Genomic DNA, 16,541 nt, shown 5'->3' with positions numbered 1-16,541 from the left:
CTCGGCGCCAATGCGCGCCGAGCCTTCCTCATTACTTCAAAACCCGCTGCGGATCGTGCCCTTGCCCGCATCGGCCAACGCTTCGCCGTTCGCGGAGCCGCCGTTGCCGAAGACAGCGTTTGCTTCGCAGCGCTGCGTGGCAAGGCGGATGCCGGCCTCCGTGCAGCGAAACACCGTATTGCCGGTGATGACGTTATCCCGGCAAACGGAACCGCTCTTCTCGCCGGACGTGTCCAGCTCGATGCCGACCTTCGTCCGCCTTACGTCGTTGCCGCTCACCGTGTTGGCGTCGCTGTTCAGCAGCGCGATGCCTTTCGGCGAATCTACGATGCGGTTGCCGGCGATCAGGTTGCTCTTCGGGCGTTCCGCCTCCGCCGCCCCGTCGCCTTCCAGCCAAATGCCGGCCGCGGACGCGCCGGCGATTCTATTGTCGGCAATTACGTTATCCGTGCAGTAATGGCGCAGCACAATTCCATGCCTGCAGCTCTTCTCCCCGGCGGCCAGACCGGTTGACGTCACCGTATTTCCTTCGATCCGCAAGTGGGAGCACGCCTTGAGCGGTGACGTAACGGTAATTAGCGATTCCTTGCAAGCTTCAGCCGTATTGCCTGCGATCGTGGAATGCGAGCAGCCGCCCGATACGTAAATGCAGGGCTTGTCCAGCTGTTGAAACCGGTTGTCGACAAGGCCGAGCTTCTCGCCCGCCTCAGCAACGATTCCGTAACCTTCGTACAAGCTTTCCGATGAGTACAGCCGGATGAACGAACAGCCGACCACCGTCGTTTCGCGGCAGCCGGTTAGCCAGACGCCGTTGGCAACCGCCTGGAACGCGCAGTCGCGGACGATAGCCTGCTCGCATTCCGTCAGCGCGATCGCCTTCTCCGTTTGCAAGTCGTTGCGGCCTGTCAGCGATCCCGAGCCTTCAAAGCCGAGCCGTTCCACCGACGACTGCTTCAGTTTCGCGCCCTGCACCATCACCATCGACGAACGGTTCGACTTGATGACCGAAGAAACGGGCCCGTCTCCGATCAACCGGACATTCGAATACAGAAACAAAGGCGCATCGATGATATATCGTCCTGGAGGAACGTACACCGTGCCGCCGAACCGGGAAGACCCGGCCGCATTGATTGCCGCCTGAATGGCCGGCGCATCATTCTCGAAGACGAGCCCGCCGCCTTTGGCGCCGTAATCTTTAACGTTCAACCAAGGGCCCGCCGCCGAGGGAAGCGGAGCTGCCGCCGAAGCGGTCCGCTCGAAGCTTGCGCTCCCTCCCAACATAAGTCCCGCCGCGCCCGTACCGATCGCCGCCAGCAGCTTGCGCCGCGACCACGTCTGTTGCTTTGAAGAAGAGTCCGATGGCATACCGATGTACCTCCCGTAAATCTACATAATCTAGCAATCTATGAAAATTATAGCCGTAGCCTGAACGTTTGACAATGCAGCCGGGAAGATCTTCAAAAAAACCATGCTCCGTTTAACGGAACATGGTCCACAATTTAATAAGATGGAACGTATTGTTCGGATCGATTTTTTGCGAAATTATGAAATTTACCAAATTCTCCATTTGGAGATCCGTTACCTTTTCTCCGAGCGCCTTGGTCAGCATCCCTACGAAACGCCGCACTTTCACCCGATCCTGCAAATCGGCCTTCGTCACGCCCTGCAGAATCATCTTCACCCGTTCCTTCGTCTCCGGGTTTTTCATCTTTTGCTTGATCCGTTCCACCTGTGCGGGGTCAAAACCGTATTTCGTGTAGCTCACGCCGCCCACCTCCGTCAATTTCAGCATAGAAACATACCTATACCGTAAGTCTATGACGGATGGCTTGACCATGTTTACCCTTCGGGCACCCAAATCATGAATTAGTCCAACATCTCGCTTTCAAAAATGTGCTCCCGCTGCAAGAAGCTCCTGAGCGGCACGTACGCCGCCCCGGTCCAGAATTCCGGACGCCGGACGATTTCCGCCGCGTCGTCGCGCGCCTGCTCCATGACCTCGAAGTCGGTCACCATATCCGCCAGGCGGAAATCCGGCACCCCGCTCTGCTTCGTTCCGAAGAAATCCCCCGGTCCGCGCAGCTCCAGGTCGCGCCGCGCGATTTCGAAGCCGTCGTTCGTCTCCGTCATCGCCTTCATGCGCTCCTTGCCGACTTCGCTCTTCGGGTCGGCGATGAGCACGCAGTACGACTGATGCTCGCCCCGGCCAACCCGGCCGCGGAGCTGGTGCAGCTGCGAGAGCCCGAACCGGTCGGCGTCGTAAACGACCATCAGCGTCGAATTCGGTACGTCGACGCCTACCTCGATGACGGTCGTCGAGACGAGCACATGCACGCGTCCTTCGCTGAATTCGCGCATCACTTCGTCCTTCTCGCCAGGCGACATGCGGCCGTGCAGCAGCCCGACGCGGTAAGACGGGAACGCAAATTGCAGCTGCGCGTGGATATCGATGGCGTTCTGCACATCCAGCTTCTCCGATTCTTCGATCAGCGGACAAATGACATACGCCTGCCTCCCGGACTCGACCTCGCGGTTGATAAACCCGAGCACGCGCTCCAGCATCGAATGCGGCACCGCATAAGTCTGGATCGGCTTCCTCCCCTTCGGCAGCTCCCGCAGCGTCGACACGTCCAGATCGCCGAACGCCGTAATTGCCAGCGTGCGCGGAATCGGCGTCGCCGTCATCGTCAGCACGTCCGGGTTCATGCCCTTGCGGCGCAGCACACTGCGCTGGTTGACGCCGAAGCGATGCTGCTCGTCGGTTACGACGAGCCCCAGCGCGCGAAAGAACACGTCTTCCTGAATCAGCGCATGGGTCCCGACGACGATATCGACGAGCCCCATCTGCATCGCGCCCAAGACGTCGCGGCGCCCGCGAGCCGTCAGGCTCCCGGTGAGCAGCGCCGTTTGGATGCCGTAAGGCTCGAACAAGCGGTCAAGCGAGCGTTTATGCTGCTCGGCCAAAATTTCCGTCGGCACCATCAGCGCGCCTTGGTACCCGGCCTTGACGACGGCGAACAAAGCAACCGCTGCGACGACCGTTTTTCCCGCACCGACGTCGCCCTGCAGCAAACGGTTCATGCAGTAAGGCTGCTGCAGATCATGCAAAATTTCGGCGATCACCTTCTTCTGCGAATCCGTTAATGTGAACGGCAGCGAGCGGACGAACGCCCGCACGGCCGGCAGATCGACCGGTTGCGCGACGCCGTCGGCGCGCTTATGGTTGATCGCCCGGTAAGCCTGCATTTTCAGCTGAAACAGGAACAATTCCTCGAACACCATGCGACGGCGCGCCCGCTGCCCCTGCTCCATATTGCCGGGCATGTGCAGCAGCTTCACGGCGGCCTTACGCGGCAGCAGCTCATATTTATGCAGCAGCTCGGCCGGCAGCACCTCGGGAATCATCTGCCCGAACTGAAGCAGCGCCTGCTTCATCGTTTGGCGGAACCACTTTTGCGTGAGCGCCCCGGATACGGAATAGACGGGCTGTAACGTTCCGGTCTGTGAAGCGCCCTGTCCGGGAAATTCGGATTCGGTTACGGTGATGTGCTGCCGCTTCTGATCCCATTTGCCGGTCAGCACGATCTCGGCGCCGCTCGTCAGCTTGTCCTTCAGAAAGTGCCGGTTAAACCAAACCGCCGTCACGAACCAGGTATCGACCAGCACCTTACAGAGCATGCGCGACTTCGTTCGCCCATACATCTGCACCTGCGGGATGCCGACGATCTGACCCTTCACCGTAACTTTGTCCCCATCCTTTACCTGGGTCAAGTCGCGAAGCGTGTAATCTTCGTAGCGGAAAGGATAATAATCAAGAAGCTGCCCCACGCTTGAAATGCCAAGCGCGTGCAGCTCCTCCAGCTTCTTTCCTTTAACGCCGACGACTTGACCGACCGGTACTTTGTACAAATCGATCGACATGTTCATTCACTCCTGAGCCGGATAGGCAAACACCGCAATGGTTCCCGGTCCGGCATGAGCTCCGATAACGGAGCCAATTTGCGTATAGTTGATACTCTGCACTTGAAATTGAGACTCCAGCTGCCTTTGCAGCTCCTGCGCATGCTCTTGCCCCTTCGTATAAGCAAAAATAAGATGAAGAGGACGATGGCCGAAATCCTGCTTCAGCATCTCGGCAATGCGGCCCATCGCTTTCTTCGTGCCGCGCACTTTATCGACGGAAAACACCTGACCGTCGTCGCTGATGGACAAGATCGGCTTAATATTGAGCAGCGAGCCGACCAATGCAGCCGCTTTGCCGATACGTCCGCCTTTTTGCAGAAATTCCAGCGTATCGACCAGAAAATATATTTTCGTGCTTTCGCGAATCCCGGCAATCATTGCCAAGATTTCTTCCCTGCTCTTCCCTTGCCGTGCGGCTTCCGCCGCTGCGACGACGAGCAGACCGAAGCCGTAAGACGCGGACTTCGAATCGACGACGTCAATGTCGATCTTATCGTCGATCATTGTCTTCGCGATCAGCGCCGACTGGTACGTGCCGCTCATCGCCGAAGACAGATGGATCGAGATGATCGGTCCGTCCCCCTGTTCGGCCAGCTGCTGATACACTTCGAGAAATTCGATCGGCGACGGCTGCGAAGTAGTCGGCATGACGTTCGAACCCGTCAATTTATCATAAAACGCATCTGCGCTAATATCAACGGCGTCGCGGTAAGATTCGGTGCCGAACAATACCTTCAAGGGCACCATCTCGATCCCCAGCTTCTCGCGTACGTCTTTGGGAATGTCGGCTGTGCTGTCGGTTACGATGCGAACTTGGCTCATGGGAGCCTCCCCCCGTCCAAATGGTAATTGGGTGACGCGCCTCGAGACCGAAACGGTCTCGAACCGTGCCTTACTCTGCGGAAATAATGTAATAGTACAACGGTTGACCGCCTTCGTGCACTTCCACTTCGACGTCGCCGTGCGCCTCATGCACATACGCAACAAGCTGCTGCGTCGTCGATTCCTCGGCGTCCGCCCCGGCGTACAATGTTAATATTTCCGCGCCGTCCGCAAGCAGGCTGTCGATCAGCTGCCGGCAGGAGGCGACCAAGTCCGGGTTCGAAGCGACGATCTTGCTGTTGTGAATGCCGATATAATCGCCCTGCTTAATGTCGATGCCGTCCATCTGCGTATCGCGGACCGCGTACGTCACTTGACCGGCATGCACCTGCTGGAGCGCCTGCTGCATATTGTCGGCATTCTCGTCAGGCGCCGCTTCCTCCTGAAACGCGATGATGGCGGCGATGCCCTGCGGAATCGACTTGCTCGGAACGACGATCACTTGCTTGTCTTCCACGAGCTCGACCGCCTGCTGGGCAGCCATGATGATGTTGGAGTTATTGGGCAGTACGAACACGGTATGCGCTTCGACCTCCGAAACGGCCTTTACGATGTCCTCCGTGCTCGGATTCATCGTTTGTCCCCCGTGCAGCACGCGATCGACGCCCAGGCTGGTGAAGATTCCGCTCAGCCCCTCGCCTGCGGACACCGCTACGAAGCCGTATCGCTTCAAATCGTCCGTATCCGCAATTGCGGCAGCTTCGGCCGGAACCGCGGCAGCGGCTGCTTGAAGCGCAGGCTCTACCGTTCCGAACGGCTGCTCCGATTCCAAAATGTGCGTGTGCTGATCGCGCATATTTTCGATCTTGATCCGGCTCAGCTCGCCGTACTGCTGGGCATGCGTCATTACCGTTCCGGGATATTCGGCATGGATATGAATTTTGACCAGATCGTCGTCAGCCACGACGAGCAGCGAATCTCCATACGCGGACAGCTGCTCGCGGAAGAGCGCTTCGTCAAAAGGCCGGGAGGCCGTCTTGGACGGGTTCAAACGGATCATGAACTCGGTGCAGTACCCATATTCGATATCTTCCGTCGCCAGGTGGGCCTGCGCGCTCTTCGGTTCGGCGTGAGCCTGGACGTTCACGGCCGTATTCTCCGGTTCCAGCAGCTCGTCGATCGGCTGCACCGCGCCAAACGCCACATACGGCATATCCGCCGGCTCAACCACCTCATCTTGACCTTCAAGCGCCGACATAAACCCTTCATAGATCAATACCAAGCCTTGTCCACCCGAATCGACAACGCCAACCTGCTTCAGCACCGGAAGCAAATCGGGTGTACGGTTTAAAGCGTCCTGCCCTTGACGCAGAAGCTCGGACACAACCGTCGTCACATCCGATTGACGCTTTGCCGTCACGACCGCTTGTTTGGCCGCTTCTTTGGCTACCGTCAGAATGGTGCCCTCCACCGGTTTCACCACTGCCTTATACGCCATATCGACGCCGTTCTGAAAAGCGGCTGCGACCTGCTGCGCGTTCGCTGTGCTAAGGTCGGCCACGGCTTTCGAAAAACCGCGGAACAACTGCGACAGAATGACGCCCGAGTTACCGCGTGCACCCATCAACAGCCCTTTGGCCAGCGCCTCGGCTGCCTTCCCGAGGTGTTCGGACGGCCTGCGCCGCAGCTCCTCGACCCCGGATGTAAGAGTTAGATTCATATTCGTTCCTGTATCTCCATCCGGCACCGGAAACACGTTCAGCGCGTTGACTCGATCGACATTCGTCTTCAGCCGAAGAGCCCCCGCCTCCACCATTCGGATAAAATCCGCACCGTTCAATTCATTGAAGCGCTTACTCAAAAAGACCATTCCCCTTCCTGCTATTCCCTATCCCGCGCCAGGCCCCTGGCCCGGTCGCAACTGATGCCTCTGCTTAGTCTTATTGGGCGATACGAACGCCTTGTACGAAAATGTTGACGGCATCGACTTGCAATCCCGCCACTTCGCGAAGCATGTACTTCACTTTGGTTTGAACGTTGTGCGCCACAACGGAAATCTTCGTGCCATAGCTAACGACGATATATAAATCAATGGCGAGAATGCCCGTTTCATCGCGATGCACTTCAACGCCGCGGCTCAGGTTATCCCTTCGCAGAAGCTCGGCGATTCCGTCCTTGAACTGGTTGCGCGACGCCATGCCGACAAGCCCGTAACATTCCAGAGCTGCGGAGCCGGCGAGTACGGAGACTACTTCGTCCGTCACATATATTTTGCCATAGGGTGAAGCCAGTTCAATAGCCATCTTTAGAACGCTCCTTTAATTTAGATTACGATGGACTATGTAACATTGTACTATATCTGTTGCAAGAAATAAATAAACTTCCATGAAAAGTGCCAAGATTGTCCTTTCGTTCCGTTGACGGCTTTTACCCACTGTGCTATCATAGTTAAGTATGCTTTGAGCGCGTATGCTTTAAGGAGGTGTAACACATGTCCCGTAAATGTTTTATTACCGGTAAAAGTCCGAGCACTGGAAACCACGTATCCCATGCGAACAACAAAGCGAAACGCACATGGGGAGTTAACGTGCAAAAGGTCCGCATTCTGGTGGACGGCAAACCTAAACGTGTTTGGGTAAGCACGAAGGCTTTGAAATCCGGCAAAGTAACTCGCGTGTAATCTGCGCTTGCAGACAAAAAGCACCTGTTTCAGGTGCTTTTTTAGTTTGCCCCGAACTTCGAAGGCTGCAAGTCGACCCGTATAAGTATGGGTGGCGTACGTTCAGTTTTTACTGAATGTATTAAGTACCGCCTTCACAAACCCACCTAAAAACTTCGGAAGCTTGATTGTGTAAAATTTCATTTTGCATCCTCCTCCCGGGCTTTGACTGGCAAAGCCACTTCGTCAGCATAGTCATAAGCTTTGCGAAAGCAAAGTCGCTTCGTAAGCAGTTGCTCGGCTTTGCCCGGCAAAACCATTTTCGTAAGCATTATATTCGTACCGCTCCCCAAAGGTGACTTACCTTTTTCTTCCGGTTCACACATCCAATGGCAGGCTAGAGCCATAACTTTTTACTTTATATTATTAACTCCTCCGATTAATTATGACTTCACACGAGACAAGATTTACGCAGTCCGGGGGACTTTCTTCCTCTCGGCTTTCCCGCTTGACCCTAAGCAAGATAGCAGCACGCCGAGCACGCCGAGCACGCCGATTCGCTGCAGGTGTCACGCTTGGTTTGAAGGAGGGGCACAAGGTGAGCCGGATGGTAATGCCGATGCGTCCGCCATGTAAAGCTCACGCCCGAAAAAAAAAAACGCCGCCCCAACCGATAAGTTGGAGCGGCGCTTACACGGCGTCAAGCCGACTGCCGCGGCGACAAAACCGATGCGCATGGCGCGCGAGTCGTTGCGCGTAAAAAACTGGTAGCCGACGTACAGTGCTCCCAGTGAGAACACATACTTGCTCAGATCCTGCATAATCGAGAATAGAAAGATAAGACCGCCGCCTAACAGGCCGAACATCACAACTTTTGCCGCACGCAAGCTGGAATCAGCGCTCCTCCCCGCGAATGGCGCGGATCGCGGCGGCACGGTCCGGTTGGCCGAACACCGCGTTGCCCGCCACCAGCACGTTGGCCCCGGCAGCCGCCACAAGCTTGGCCGTCTCGGCATTGATGCCTCCGTCCACTTCGATGTCGATGTGCGCCAAACCCCGCTCATTCAACATCTTACGCAGCGAACGAATTTTCTCCAGCGACCCCGGAATGAAGCTTTGGCCCCCGAAGCCGGGGTTTACCGTCATGACGAGCACCAAGTCCACGATTTCCAGCGGCGCGTATTCGATCGCCGATAACGGCGTAGCCGGGTTTAAGACAACTCCCGCCTTGACTCCCTGCTCTTTAATGCCGTGAAGCGTGCGGTGCAGATGCACGCACGCTTCCGCATGCACGGAGATCAGATCTGCGCCGGCTTTGGCGAACGCCGGCACATAACGATCCGGTTGTTCGATCATCAGGTGAACGTCGAGCGGAAGCTTCGTTCTCGGCCGAAGGGCTTCCACCACAAGCGGTCCGATCGTCATATTCGGCACAAAGTGCCCGTCCATCACATCGACGTGAAGCCAATCGGCTCCGCCCTGCTCCACGTCTGCCACCTCCTCGCCCAGACGGGCGAAGTCGGCGGAAAGAATCGATGGCGCTATGCGCAGCATCGTTAATACCTCCTTTTTTGACCGCGGATTTCTTCCAGAAACAGTACGTAATCCGAATACCGCGAGGCCGCGATCCGCCCCTGCTCCATCGCTTCCTGCACTTTACAATCAGGCTCGTGCAGATGAAGGCAGCCGCGGAATCGGCATTGCGCCGCGAACGGCGCGAACTCGCGGAAGCATGCGCCGAGACCTTCGGCGTCAACCTGCAGAAAGTCAAGCTGGCTGAACCCCGGCGTATCGGCGACTATGCCGCCGTTCGGCAGGCGCAGCAGCTCGACATGACGCGTCGTATGCTTGCCCCGGCCAAGCTTCATGCTGATTTCGTTCGTTTCCAGCTGCAGCCCGGGAATCATCGCATTAAGCAGCGTCGACTTGCCGACGCCCGACTGACCCGCGAACACGCTGATCCGTCCGGAGAGACGTTTACGCACCTCTTCCACGCCGACCCCTTCCTTGGAGCTCGTGACAAGCACCGGATAGCCGATCGACTCGTACAAACGCACGACCGCCTCAAGCTCCTCCGACGAATCCTCATCCGTCTTGTCCGATGCGGACGGGGACCACAAATCCCGCTTCGTCAAGCAAATGATCGTATCCAGTCCCGCGCTTTCGGTATGCACGAGAAATTTATCGAGCAGCGGAATGTTAAGCGCCGGCTCCCCGACCGAAAACACAAGAACGACTTGTTCCACGTTGGCGATCGGTGGACGCACGAGCTCCGAGGACCGAGGCAAAATTTCCGTGACCGTTCCTTCCCCGTTCTCCGTCAATTCGTAAGCGACCCGGTCTCCGACCAGCGGCGAGATGTTCCGCTTCTTGAAGACGCCGCGCGCCCGGCATTGAATATATTCGGAATCGTGGGACCCTTCCGCCAGCACGTAGTAATATCCGCTTAATGCCTTGACGATCAATCCGTTGGGCATTATGACATTCGGCCTCCCGTTGTCGTATTTCCGCTTGCTCCTCCGGCCGGCACGCTTGTGCCGCCCTGCGCGGGCTTCGCCCCGCCGTTGTTTGCAGGAGCCTGACTATCCGTCCCGGCCGGCTTGTTGGTGCCGCCCTGCTGCTGAATCCCCGTCCCGCCGGCGCCGGTATTCGGCGTTCCAGTGCTCGGCGTTACAGGCTTGCCGCTTTTTTGCATCAAATAATCCTGATACGTCACCGTAATCAGATCGGCGATATTGTTATCCACCTTAACCTGGATGACCGCGTTTTTATCCGGGGACACGACCAGCTTCACTTGAAGCATCTCCGTCTTCGTTACGTTGCTCAGCGTTTGATATTCCGTCGGCGTGTCGTAAGTCGCGTCGGTCAACAAAATTTTGACCGTTGACGCTTTCCCCTCTTGCGCAGGCTTGATCGGTATGCTGACGGACATCGGTCCGGCTTCTTCCGGAAGACCCGAACTGACCGTTAACGTGATTTCTGTTCCCGGCGGCACGGAATCATTCGGCTGGTAAGGGAACTGCCCGATGACCTTGCCCTTCGATTGCTTATAGCTAGCCTCGTAGGTAATTCCATCCTTAGCGAGATTCAGGTTGTTGACCAGCAGCATGTTTTTCGCTTCATTCTCCGTCTTGCCGATCAAATTCGGCATCGGGATGGATTCGCGCCCTTTGGACACAACCAGCTTCACCATGACGGCCGCCGGATCGGCGAATTCTTCGTCCGCCGCCGGCGTCTGGCTCACGACCGTGTCCGGCGGCTCGTCCATAAACTTCGATTCGACGACGATGTTCTTCTCGGCGATGCCCAGCTCCTTCAACCGCGTTGTCGCATCGCCAAGCTTCAATTTCACCAGGTCGGGCATTTTTTTCTTATCCGGCCCTTGGCTGACGTACAGCGTAATCTTCGAGCCGACATTCACCTTCATGTCGGAATGGCTTTGACGGACAACCGTGTCCTTAGGCGAATTTTTGTCATCCTTGACGTACTCGAATTCCGACTCCAGCTTCGCGTCGTGCAGCATCTGCTGCGCTTGCACGAGCTGCAGGCCGACGACGGTCGGGACGTCCACCCGCTCGATCATCACTTTAGCCTTAACCACACCGACCGCATACCACATGCCGCCCAGCACCGCAAGCAGCACAAGGATGATAACCAGCGGCTTTACCCAGCGTTTCTTCTTGCGCGGAGCCGCAGGTTCCTCCTCATCGTCCTCGTCGTCCTCGGCTGCCTGCAGCGAGGAACGGTCGATCGTAAATTGGTCGGGCCTTAGAGCCGGCATGACGCGCGTCCGTTCTTCATCGAGCTCGTCGTCATCGAGGAAGTTGACCTTCGGCTCGTTTCGGCGATGCGGCAGCAGGCACGATTCCAGATCGCCGAGCATTTCTTTGGCGGAACGATACCGTTCCGTCGTGCTTTTCCGCATCGCCCGCAAAATGACGTTCTCGACGCTCTGCGGAATGAGCGGATTTACTTTGCGCGGCTCCTCGACGTCCTCCTGCAAATGCTTCAGTGCGACGCTGATCGGGCTCTCCCCGAGAAAAGGAAGACGACCGGTCAGCATTTGGTACATGACGATCCCTAGCGAGTACAAATCGGATTGCTCGCCGGTCGGCGTACCTTTGGCATGCTCCGGCGAGAAATAATGCACCGAACCGACCACCGAGCCGGTTTGTGTGATCGTAGAGGATGTAACGGCGCGCGCGATGCCGAAATCGGTCACTTTGACGCGTCCATTTTTGCCAATCAGGATATTGTGCGGCTTGATGTCGCGATGGATGATTTGATTATGGTGTGCGTGATCGAGCGCATCGCAGATTTGACCGGCGATATGCACGGCTTCTTCCACCTGCAGAGGCGCCCTCGTTTTAATCAAATCGTTCAAGGTCGTCCCTTCGATGTACTCCATCACGATGTAATGCACGTCTTCTTCCTGACCGACGTCGTAGATGCTGACCACATTCGGATGCGATAAGGAGGCGGCCGCTTGCGCTTCGCGGCGGAACCGCTGGATGAATTCCTCGTCGTGCACGTACTGCTGGCGGAGCACTTTCACGGCCACATGTCGATGTAATAAAATATCTAGTCCTTTGTATACGATGGCCATTCCTCCGCCGCCGACCCGCTCGAGAATTTCGTAACGTCCTCCTAGCTGTCTGCCGATCATTCCATCCCTCACCCCGCTTCTCCGTTAGGTTCCGACGCCCGATGCCGGGAATCGTTAGCCATCAATACGACAGTGACGTTATCGTCGCCGCCCGCAGCCAGCGCTTCGTTGATCAAGCCGCGAACTTTGTCCTCAAGATCGCCTTCTCCCAACACCGTATGTAAAATGCGCTGCTGGTCCACGAGACCGCTAAGGCCGTCGCTGCACAGCAGCAGCATGTCGCCGGACTGCCAGGAAATTTCCTGCACGTCAACCTCGATCGTAGGCTCCGTGCCCAGCGCCCGTGTCAACACATTGCGGCGCGGATGGTGTTCCGCCTCTTCACGGCTGATTTGCCCGCTCTTGACCAGCTCGTTCACGAGCGAATGATCCTCCGTCAGCTGTTCGATATGACCGCCGCGAATGCGGTAAGCCCGGCTGTCCCCGATATGCGCGATCACAGCGGATTCACTGCTGGCCAGAACAGCGACCACCGTCGTTCCCATTCCGTGGTAGTTTTCCCGCTCGGAAGCGTACTCAAATATTTTCTCATTCGCTTTTTCGATCGCAGAACGCAGACGCTGGCCCCGCTGCTCGCCGTTCAGATCAGCGTCCATCGGATGCAGACCTTGCGGAATCCATTCGATCGCCATTGCGCTTGCGATATCGCCCGCCTGATGACCGCCCATGCCGTCGGCGACGATGGCGAGCGCCCATCCGTCCGGTTGATCCTGAACGAGCGCACGGTCTTCATTGACCGTGCGGACCCGTCCAATATCGGATAAAAAGGCCATTTTCAACATCGTAGGTTTCACCTCGCACCCGACTCCATATGCTTCGCCCGCAATTGTCCGCAAGCCGCGGCGATGTCGCTGCCCTGCTCGCGGCGGATCGTGGCGTTCACTTTGTTCTTCTCGAGAATGCGCTGGAACGCGAAGATATCGTTGCGCGGCGTACGCACGTAGTCGCGCTCGGATACGAAGTTGACCGGGATGAGGTTGACGTGAGCCATCGGGAACGTCTTGAGCACCCGAGCCAGCTCCTCCGCATGCTCCGGTCTGTCGTTTACATTCCCCATCAAAGCGTATTCGAACGTGATGCGGCGGCCGGTCTTGGCCACATAGTAACGACAGGCTTCCAGCAAGTCGGCAAAAGGATAGCGCCGGTTCACCGGCATCAGCTTGGAACGCAGCTCGTCGTTTGGCGCGTGTATCGAAATCGCCAGATTGATCTGCGTATCTTCGTCCGCAAAACGGTAAATGTTCGGCACGATGCCGCTCGTCGATACCGTAATGTGGCGCTGCCCGATGTTCAGACCTTTCGGATGAATCATCACCTTGAGAAACTTCATGACGGCGTCATAGTTCTCGAACGGCTCGCCAATGCCCATGATGACGATGCTGCTGACGCGCTCTTCCGTTTCATCGAGCAGTTGCTGGGCTTTGACCACCTGCGCGATAATTTCGCCCGAGGTCAAATTCCGCTTCAAGCCGCCTAGCGTGGAAGCGCAGAACGTACAGCCGATCCGGCAGCCGACTTGCGTCGTGACGCAAATGCTGTTGCCGTAGCTGTGCTTCATGATGACCGTTTCGATCGCGTTCTTATCCGTTAATTCGAATAGAAACTTCACGGTACCGTCTTTGGACCGGTAGTGCGCCACTTCGTTTAACGTGACGAAGTCGAACTGATCCCGCAGCTTGTCCCGCAGCGATTTCGGCAGGTTCGTCATCGCGTCGAAGCTTGAAACTCTTTTCACATATAACCAGTCAAAAATTTGGCCGGCGCGAAAGCCCGACTCTCCGTTCTCTTTCACCCAAGCCTGCCAATCCTCTAACGTATAATCGTAGACGTAGGGCTTAAGGTTGGTGGGCATTTTGCTTGCTGGCAGTTCCATATCTTATCACGACCCGTTTTTTCTAAATTGAAGGCCCTTCGGGCAATACTGCCGAAAAGGCCACGTTTTATTTTACCACATTTTAAACGCTTATGCTCGTTTGCGCAGACGGGCGATAAAAAAGCCGTCCGAGCCGTATTCGTACGGCATCAGCTGGCGCATCGCCGCCGGCCCGCCCGGAGGCGCGTCCGCCGAAAAATCGGGGTGCTCGCGTAAAAAGCTTTGCACCATCTCTTCGTTCTCGGCCTTCTCCACCGTACACGTGCTGTAAACGAGCACGCCGCCCGGCTTCAGCAGCGGTGCGACCGCCGCGAGGAGGTCGCGCTGAATGCTGCAGACGGCTGCGATTTCCGCTTCCGTTTTGGCCCACTTCAAGTCCGGCTTGCGGCGGATGACCCCGAGCCCCGAGCACGGGGCATCGAGCAGGATCCGGTCAAAGCTCCCCGGCGGAAAATAGCGGTCAAGCTCGCGGGCGTCGGCGGTCATCGTGCGGATCGACTTCAGGTCAAGTCGATCCGCTTGCCCGGCGATCAGCTGCGCCTTGTGCTCGTGCACGTCGCAAGCGACGATCTCGCCGCGATCGCCCATCTTCTCGGCCATATGCGTCGTCTTGCCGCCCGGCGCCGCGCAGCAGTCGAGCACCCGTTCGCCCGGCTGCGGATCGACCCATTCGGCGACGAGCATCGAGCTCTCGTCCTGCACGGAGAACAGGCCGCTTGCGAACTCGGGCGTCAGCGCCATGTTGCCGCCGCCTCGAACGACGACGCCGGAAGGCGCCAGCGCGGAGGCCTGCGCGTCCAGGCCCTGCTTCTGCAGCCGCTCGATCAGCGTCTGCGGATCGAGCCGCAGACGATTGGCGCGCAAGCTGACCCGGGGCGGCTCGTTGTTTGCGCGGCACAAGTCGCGCGCTGCGGATTCGCCGTACTGCGCGATCCAGCGCCGCACCATCCATTCGGGGTGCGACTCTTCGAGCGCGATTCGCGCCGCTGGCGGTAAATCCGCCGGCAGCGCAAGCTCGCCTTTGCGCCGGAGCACATTGCGCAGCACGCCGTTCACCATGCCTGAGATGCCCGAATGGCCGCGGCGCTTCGCCAGATTGACCGCTTCGTTCACGATCGCGTGGTCGGGAATCCGGTCCAAGTAATACAGCTGATAGAAGCTTAGACGCAGCAAGCTTCGCACCCACGGCTCCAGCTTCGCCAGCCCTTTCGCCACAAAAGGCGTTAAGAAATAATCGATCGTATTGAGTCGCTGCACCGTCCCGTATACGATTTCCGTCGCGAGGCCCGCATCCGGCTTATCAAGCTTGTACGCCTGCAGCGTTTGGTTCAGCAGCAGGTTGCTGTAAGCGCGGTCGGCGTCGATCCGCGTCAGCACGTCGAGAGCTGCTTCCCGGGCCGTGCCCCGCACAGGCTTGCGGGCCGGCGGTTTAACGGCGGGACCGCTCCTGCCGCCCGATGCGTTCGGGCGCCCCGCCCCGCGTCCTGCTCCGGACGTTCCTCTCGTCCCGGCTCCGCGTACGTTGCCCGCACGTTGCGGCGATCCGGCAGACGGCTGCCCTTCGCGGCGGCTGTCCGCCCCTGCTTTCCTTGTGTCGCTCATGTTAGATCTCAGCTCCCGTCATCCTGCGAACCCAGCACCGTGCCGGGCGCCAATTGTCCGCCCCGCACGAACGTAGCGGCGTCCATCGCTTTCTTGCCTGCCGGCTGCAGCTCCGTAATCCGCAGCACACCTTCGCCTGCGGCTACGACGATGCCGCCGGGGCCCACTTCCAGCACAGTGCCCGGCTGAACGCCGGCCCTCGCAACTTCCGCTGCATTCGGCTTGGCGCACGCCCATATTTTCAGCACCTCACCGTTCCATAGCGTATAGGCGCCCGGACGCGGGTGCAGCGCGCGCACCAGATTCCAGATGGCCGTGGCCGGCTGGTGCCAGTCGATCCGCTCCTGCTCGCGCGTGATGTTGGGCGAGTATACCGCATCGCTATCCGCCTGCGGCACCGCTTGTACGCGCCCGGCCAGCAAGTCCGGCAGCGTCGATTCCAGCAGCGCCGCCCCGGCGGCGCTTAATTTATCGAACATCGTACCGGTTGTATCTTCGTCGCCGATCGGCACCTCGATACGGCTGATCATATCGCCCGTATCAAGTCCTTCGGCCATGTACATGATCGTGACGCCGGTCACTTTGTCACCGTTCATGACGGCGTAGTGAATCGGCGCGCCGCCTCTGTATTTCGGCAGCAGCGAAGCGTGAATGTTGATGCAGCCGAGCTTCGGCAGGTCGAGCACCGACTTCGGTAAAATTTGACCGTAAGCGGCGGTGACGATCAAATCCGGCTTCAGCTCGCGAATCGCTTCCACCGATTCCGGCCGTCGCAGACGCTCCGGCTGCAGTACGGGCAGGGCGTGCTTCTCGGCCTCGACCTTAACCGGCGTCGGTGTCAGCACACGCTTGCGTCCGACGGGACGGTCCGGCTGCGTCACAACCCCGACCACGCGGACTCCGTCGAACCGCAGTAAAGCTTGCAGCGCCGGAACAGCAAATTCCGGCGTTCCCAT

Annotated in this window: 16 protein-coding genes; 1 reads left to right on the top strand and 15 read right to left on the bottom strand. The window is 58.1% G+C overall.

Features of this window, described 5'->3' with window-relative positions; translation table 11 throughout:
• Positions 1–36 precede the first annotated feature (36 nt).
• From JMF85_RS14805 to JMF85_RS14780, 6 genes are all read right to left on the bottom strand, one after another.
• On the bottom strand, positions 37–1,365 hold the full coding sequence (locus JMF85_RS14805; RefSeq protein ID WP_201318444.1) for a right-handed parallel beta-helix repeat-containing protein: 1,329 nt from the start codon (positions 1,363–1,365) through the stop codon (positions 37–39).
• Between the two features lie 112 nt (positions 1,366–1,477).
• The gene (locus JMF85_RS14800) at positions 1,478–1,765 is read right to left on the bottom strand and encodes a stage VI sporulation protein F (protein ID WP_054800063.1); all 288 of its coding nucleotides are present in this window, start codon (positions 1,763–1,765) and stop codon (positions 1,478–1,480) included.
• 101 nt (positions 1,766–1,866) lie between these two features.
• Positions 1,867–3,921, bottom strand: coding sequence for an ATP-dependent DNA helicase RecG (recG, locus tag JMF85_RS14795; RefSeq protein WP_201318443.1), 2,055 nt, complete (start codon positions 3,919–3,921; stop codon positions 1,867–1,869).
• 6 nt (positions 3,922–3,927) lie between these two features.
• Positions 3,928–4,785 (bottom strand): DegV family protein, encoded by an 858-nt coding sequence (locus tag JMF85_RS14790; protein WP_127608464.1) that lies wholly within the window; start codon positions 4,783–4,785, stop codon positions 3,928–3,930.
• A gap of 70 nt (positions 4,786–4,855) precedes the next feature.
• The gene (locus JMF85_RS14785) at positions 4,856–6,655 is read right to left on the bottom strand and encodes a DAK2 domain-containing protein (protein ID WP_201318442.1); all 1,800 of its coding nucleotides are present in this window, start codon (positions 6,653–6,655) and stop codon (positions 4,856–4,858) included.
• A 70-nt stretch (positions 6,656–6,725) separates the two neighbouring features.
• Positions 6,726–7,088, bottom strand: a complete 363-nt coding sequence (locus tag JMF85_RS14780; protein ID WP_054798200.1) for an Asp23/Gls24 family envelope stress response protein — start codon at positions 7,086–7,088, stop codon at positions 6,726–6,728.
• A gap of 188 nt (positions 7,089–7,276) precedes the next feature.
• Here JMF85_RS14780 and rpmB point away from each other — a divergent pair, with 188 nt between their 5' ends.
• Entirely contained in the window at positions 7,277–7,465 is a 189-nt protein-coding gene (gene rpmB, locus JMF85_RS14775; RefSeq protein ID WP_054798201.1) for a 50S ribosomal protein L28, read from the top strand.
• 102 nt (positions 7,466–7,567) lie between these two features.
• Here rpmB and spoVM read toward each other — a convergent pair whose 3' ends face one another.
• From spoVM to fmt, 9 genes are all read right to left on the bottom strand, one after another.
• The gene (gene spoVM / locus JMF85_RS14770) at positions 7,568–7,648 is read right to left on the bottom strand and encodes a stage V sporulation protein SpoVM (protein WP_014652194.1); all 81 of its coding nucleotides are present in this window, start codon (positions 7,646–7,648) and stop codon (positions 7,568–7,570) included.
• A 365-nt stretch (positions 7,649–8,013) separates the two neighbouring features.
• Positions 8,014–8,331, bottom strand: coding sequence for a hypothetical protein (locus JMF85_RS14765; protein WP_201318441.1), 318 nt, complete (start codon positions 8,329–8,331; stop codon positions 8,014–8,016).
• Positions 8,332–8,338: 7 nt separating this feature from the next.
• Positions 8,339–8,998 (bottom strand): ribulose-phosphate 3-epimerase, encoded by a 660-nt coding sequence (gene rpe, locus JMF85_RS14760; protein WP_054798202.1) that lies wholly within the window; start codon positions 8,996–8,998, stop codon positions 8,339–8,341.
• A gap of 2 nt (positions 8,999–9,000) precedes the next feature.
• Positions 9,001–9,921, bottom strand: a complete 921-nt coding sequence (gene rsgA / locus JMF85_RS14755) for a ribosome small subunit-dependent GTPase A (RefSeq protein ID WP_201318440.1) — start codon at positions 9,919–9,921, stop codon at positions 9,001–9,003.
• Entirely contained in the window at positions 9,921–12,110 is a 2,190-nt protein-coding gene (gene pknB, locus JMF85_RS14750) for a Stk1 family PASTA domain-containing Ser/Thr kinase (RefSeq protein WP_201318439.1), read from the bottom strand. The genes rsgA and pknB overlap by 1 nt, the downstream gene beginning before the upstream one ends.
• Before the next feature lie 8 nt (positions 12,111–12,118).
• Positions 12,119–12,892 carry a Stp1/IreP family PP2C-type Ser/Thr phosphatase gene (locus JMF85_RS14745; protein WP_054798205.1) on the bottom strand — a complete coding sequence of 258 codons (774 nt, stop codon included), beginning with the start codon at positions 12,890–12,892 and terminating at the stop codon, positions 12,119–12,121.
• Between the two features lie 8 nt (positions 12,893–12,900).
• Positions 12,901–13,983 (bottom strand): dual-specificity RNA methyltransferase RlmN, encoded by a 1,083-nt coding sequence (gene rlmN / locus JMF85_RS14740; RefSeq protein WP_054798204.1) that lies wholly within the window; start codon positions 13,981–13,983, stop codon positions 12,901–12,903.
• Between the two features lie 90 nt (positions 13,984–14,073).
• Complete coding sequence (gene rsmB, locus JMF85_RS14735; protein ID WP_201318438.1) at positions 14,074–15,585, bottom strand: 16S rRNA (cytosine(967)-C(5))-methyltransferase RsmB; 1,512 nt, start codon at positions 15,583–15,585, stop codon at positions 14,074–14,076.
• 8 nt (positions 15,586–15,593) lie between these two features.
• Positions 15,594–16,541: a methionyl-tRNA formyltransferase gene (gene fmt / locus JMF85_RS14730; RefSeq protein WP_127608490.1), complete on the bottom strand. Its 948-nt coding sequence runs from the start codon at positions 16,539–16,541 to the stop codon at positions 15,594–15,596.

The sequence above is a fragment of the Paenibacillus sp. EPM92 genome, from assembly GCF_016586185.1.
GTDB lineage: Bacteria > Bacillota > Bacilli > Paenibacillales > NBRC-103111 > Paenibacillus_G > Paenibacillus_G validus.
Note: the sequence above shows the minus strand (reverse complement) of the source record. Positions and strands in the feature narration are given on the sequence as shown.

What these genes read in the sequence shown, in the direction of transcription:
- JMF85_RS14805 (WP_201318444.1), bottom strand. Translation starts at nt 1,365, where the DNA reads ATGCCATCGGACTCTTCTTCAAAGCAACAGACGTGGTCGCGGCGCAAG.
- recG (WP_201318443.1), bottom strand. Translation starts at nt 3,921, where the DNA reads ATGTCGATCGATTTGTACAAAGTACCGGTCGGTCAAGTCGTCGGCGTT.
- JMF85_RS14790 (WP_127608464.1), bottom strand. Translation starts at nt 4,785, where the DNA reads ATGAGCCAAGTTCGCATCGTAACCGACAGCACAGCCGACATTCCCAAA.
- JMF85_RS14785 (WP_201318442.1), bottom strand. Translation starts at nt 6,655, where the DNA reads ATGGTCTTTTTGAGTAAGCGCTTCAATGAATTGAACGGTGCGGATTTT.
- JMF85_RS14780 (WP_054798200.1), bottom strand. Translation starts at nt 7,088, where the DNA reads ATGGCTATTGAACTGGCTTCACCCTATGGCAAAATATATGTGACGGAC.
- rpmB (WP_054798201.1), top strand. Translation starts at nt 7,277, where the DNA reads ATGTCCCGTAAATGTTTTATTACCGGTAAAAGTCCGAGCACTGGAAAC.
- spoVM (WP_014652194.1), bottom strand. Translation starts at nt 7,648, where the DNA reads ATGAAATTTTACACAATCAAGCTTCCGAAGTTTTTAGGTGGGTTTGTG.
- rpe (WP_054798202.1), bottom strand. Translation starts at nt 8,998, where the DNA reads ATGCTGCGCATAGCGCCATCGATTCTTTCCGCCGACTTCGCCCGTCTG.
- rsgA (WP_201318440.1), bottom strand. Translation starts at nt 9,921, where the DNA reads ATGCCCAACGGATTGATCGTCAAGGCATTAAGCGGATATTACTACGTG.
- pknB (WP_201318439.1), bottom strand. Translation starts at nt 12,110, where the DNA reads ATGATCGGCAGACAGCTAGGAGGACGTTACGAAATTCTCGAGCGGGTC.
- JMF85_RS14745 (WP_054798205.1), bottom strand. Translation starts at nt 12,892, where the DNA reads ATGTTGAAAATGGCCTTTTTATCCGATATTGGACGGGTCCGCACGGTC.
- rlmN (WP_054798204.1), bottom strand. Translation starts at nt 13,983, where the DNA reads ATGGAACTGCCAGCAAGCAAAATGCCCACCAACCTTAAGCCCTACGTC.
- rsmB (WP_201318438.1), bottom strand. Translation starts at nt 15,585, where the DNA reads ATGAGCGACACAAGGAAAGCAGGGGCGGACAGCCGCCGCGAAGGGCAG.
- fmt (WP_127608490.1), bottom strand. Translation starts at nt 16,541, where the DNA reads ATGGGAACGCCGGAATTTGCTGTTCCGGCGCTGCAAGCTTTACTGCGG.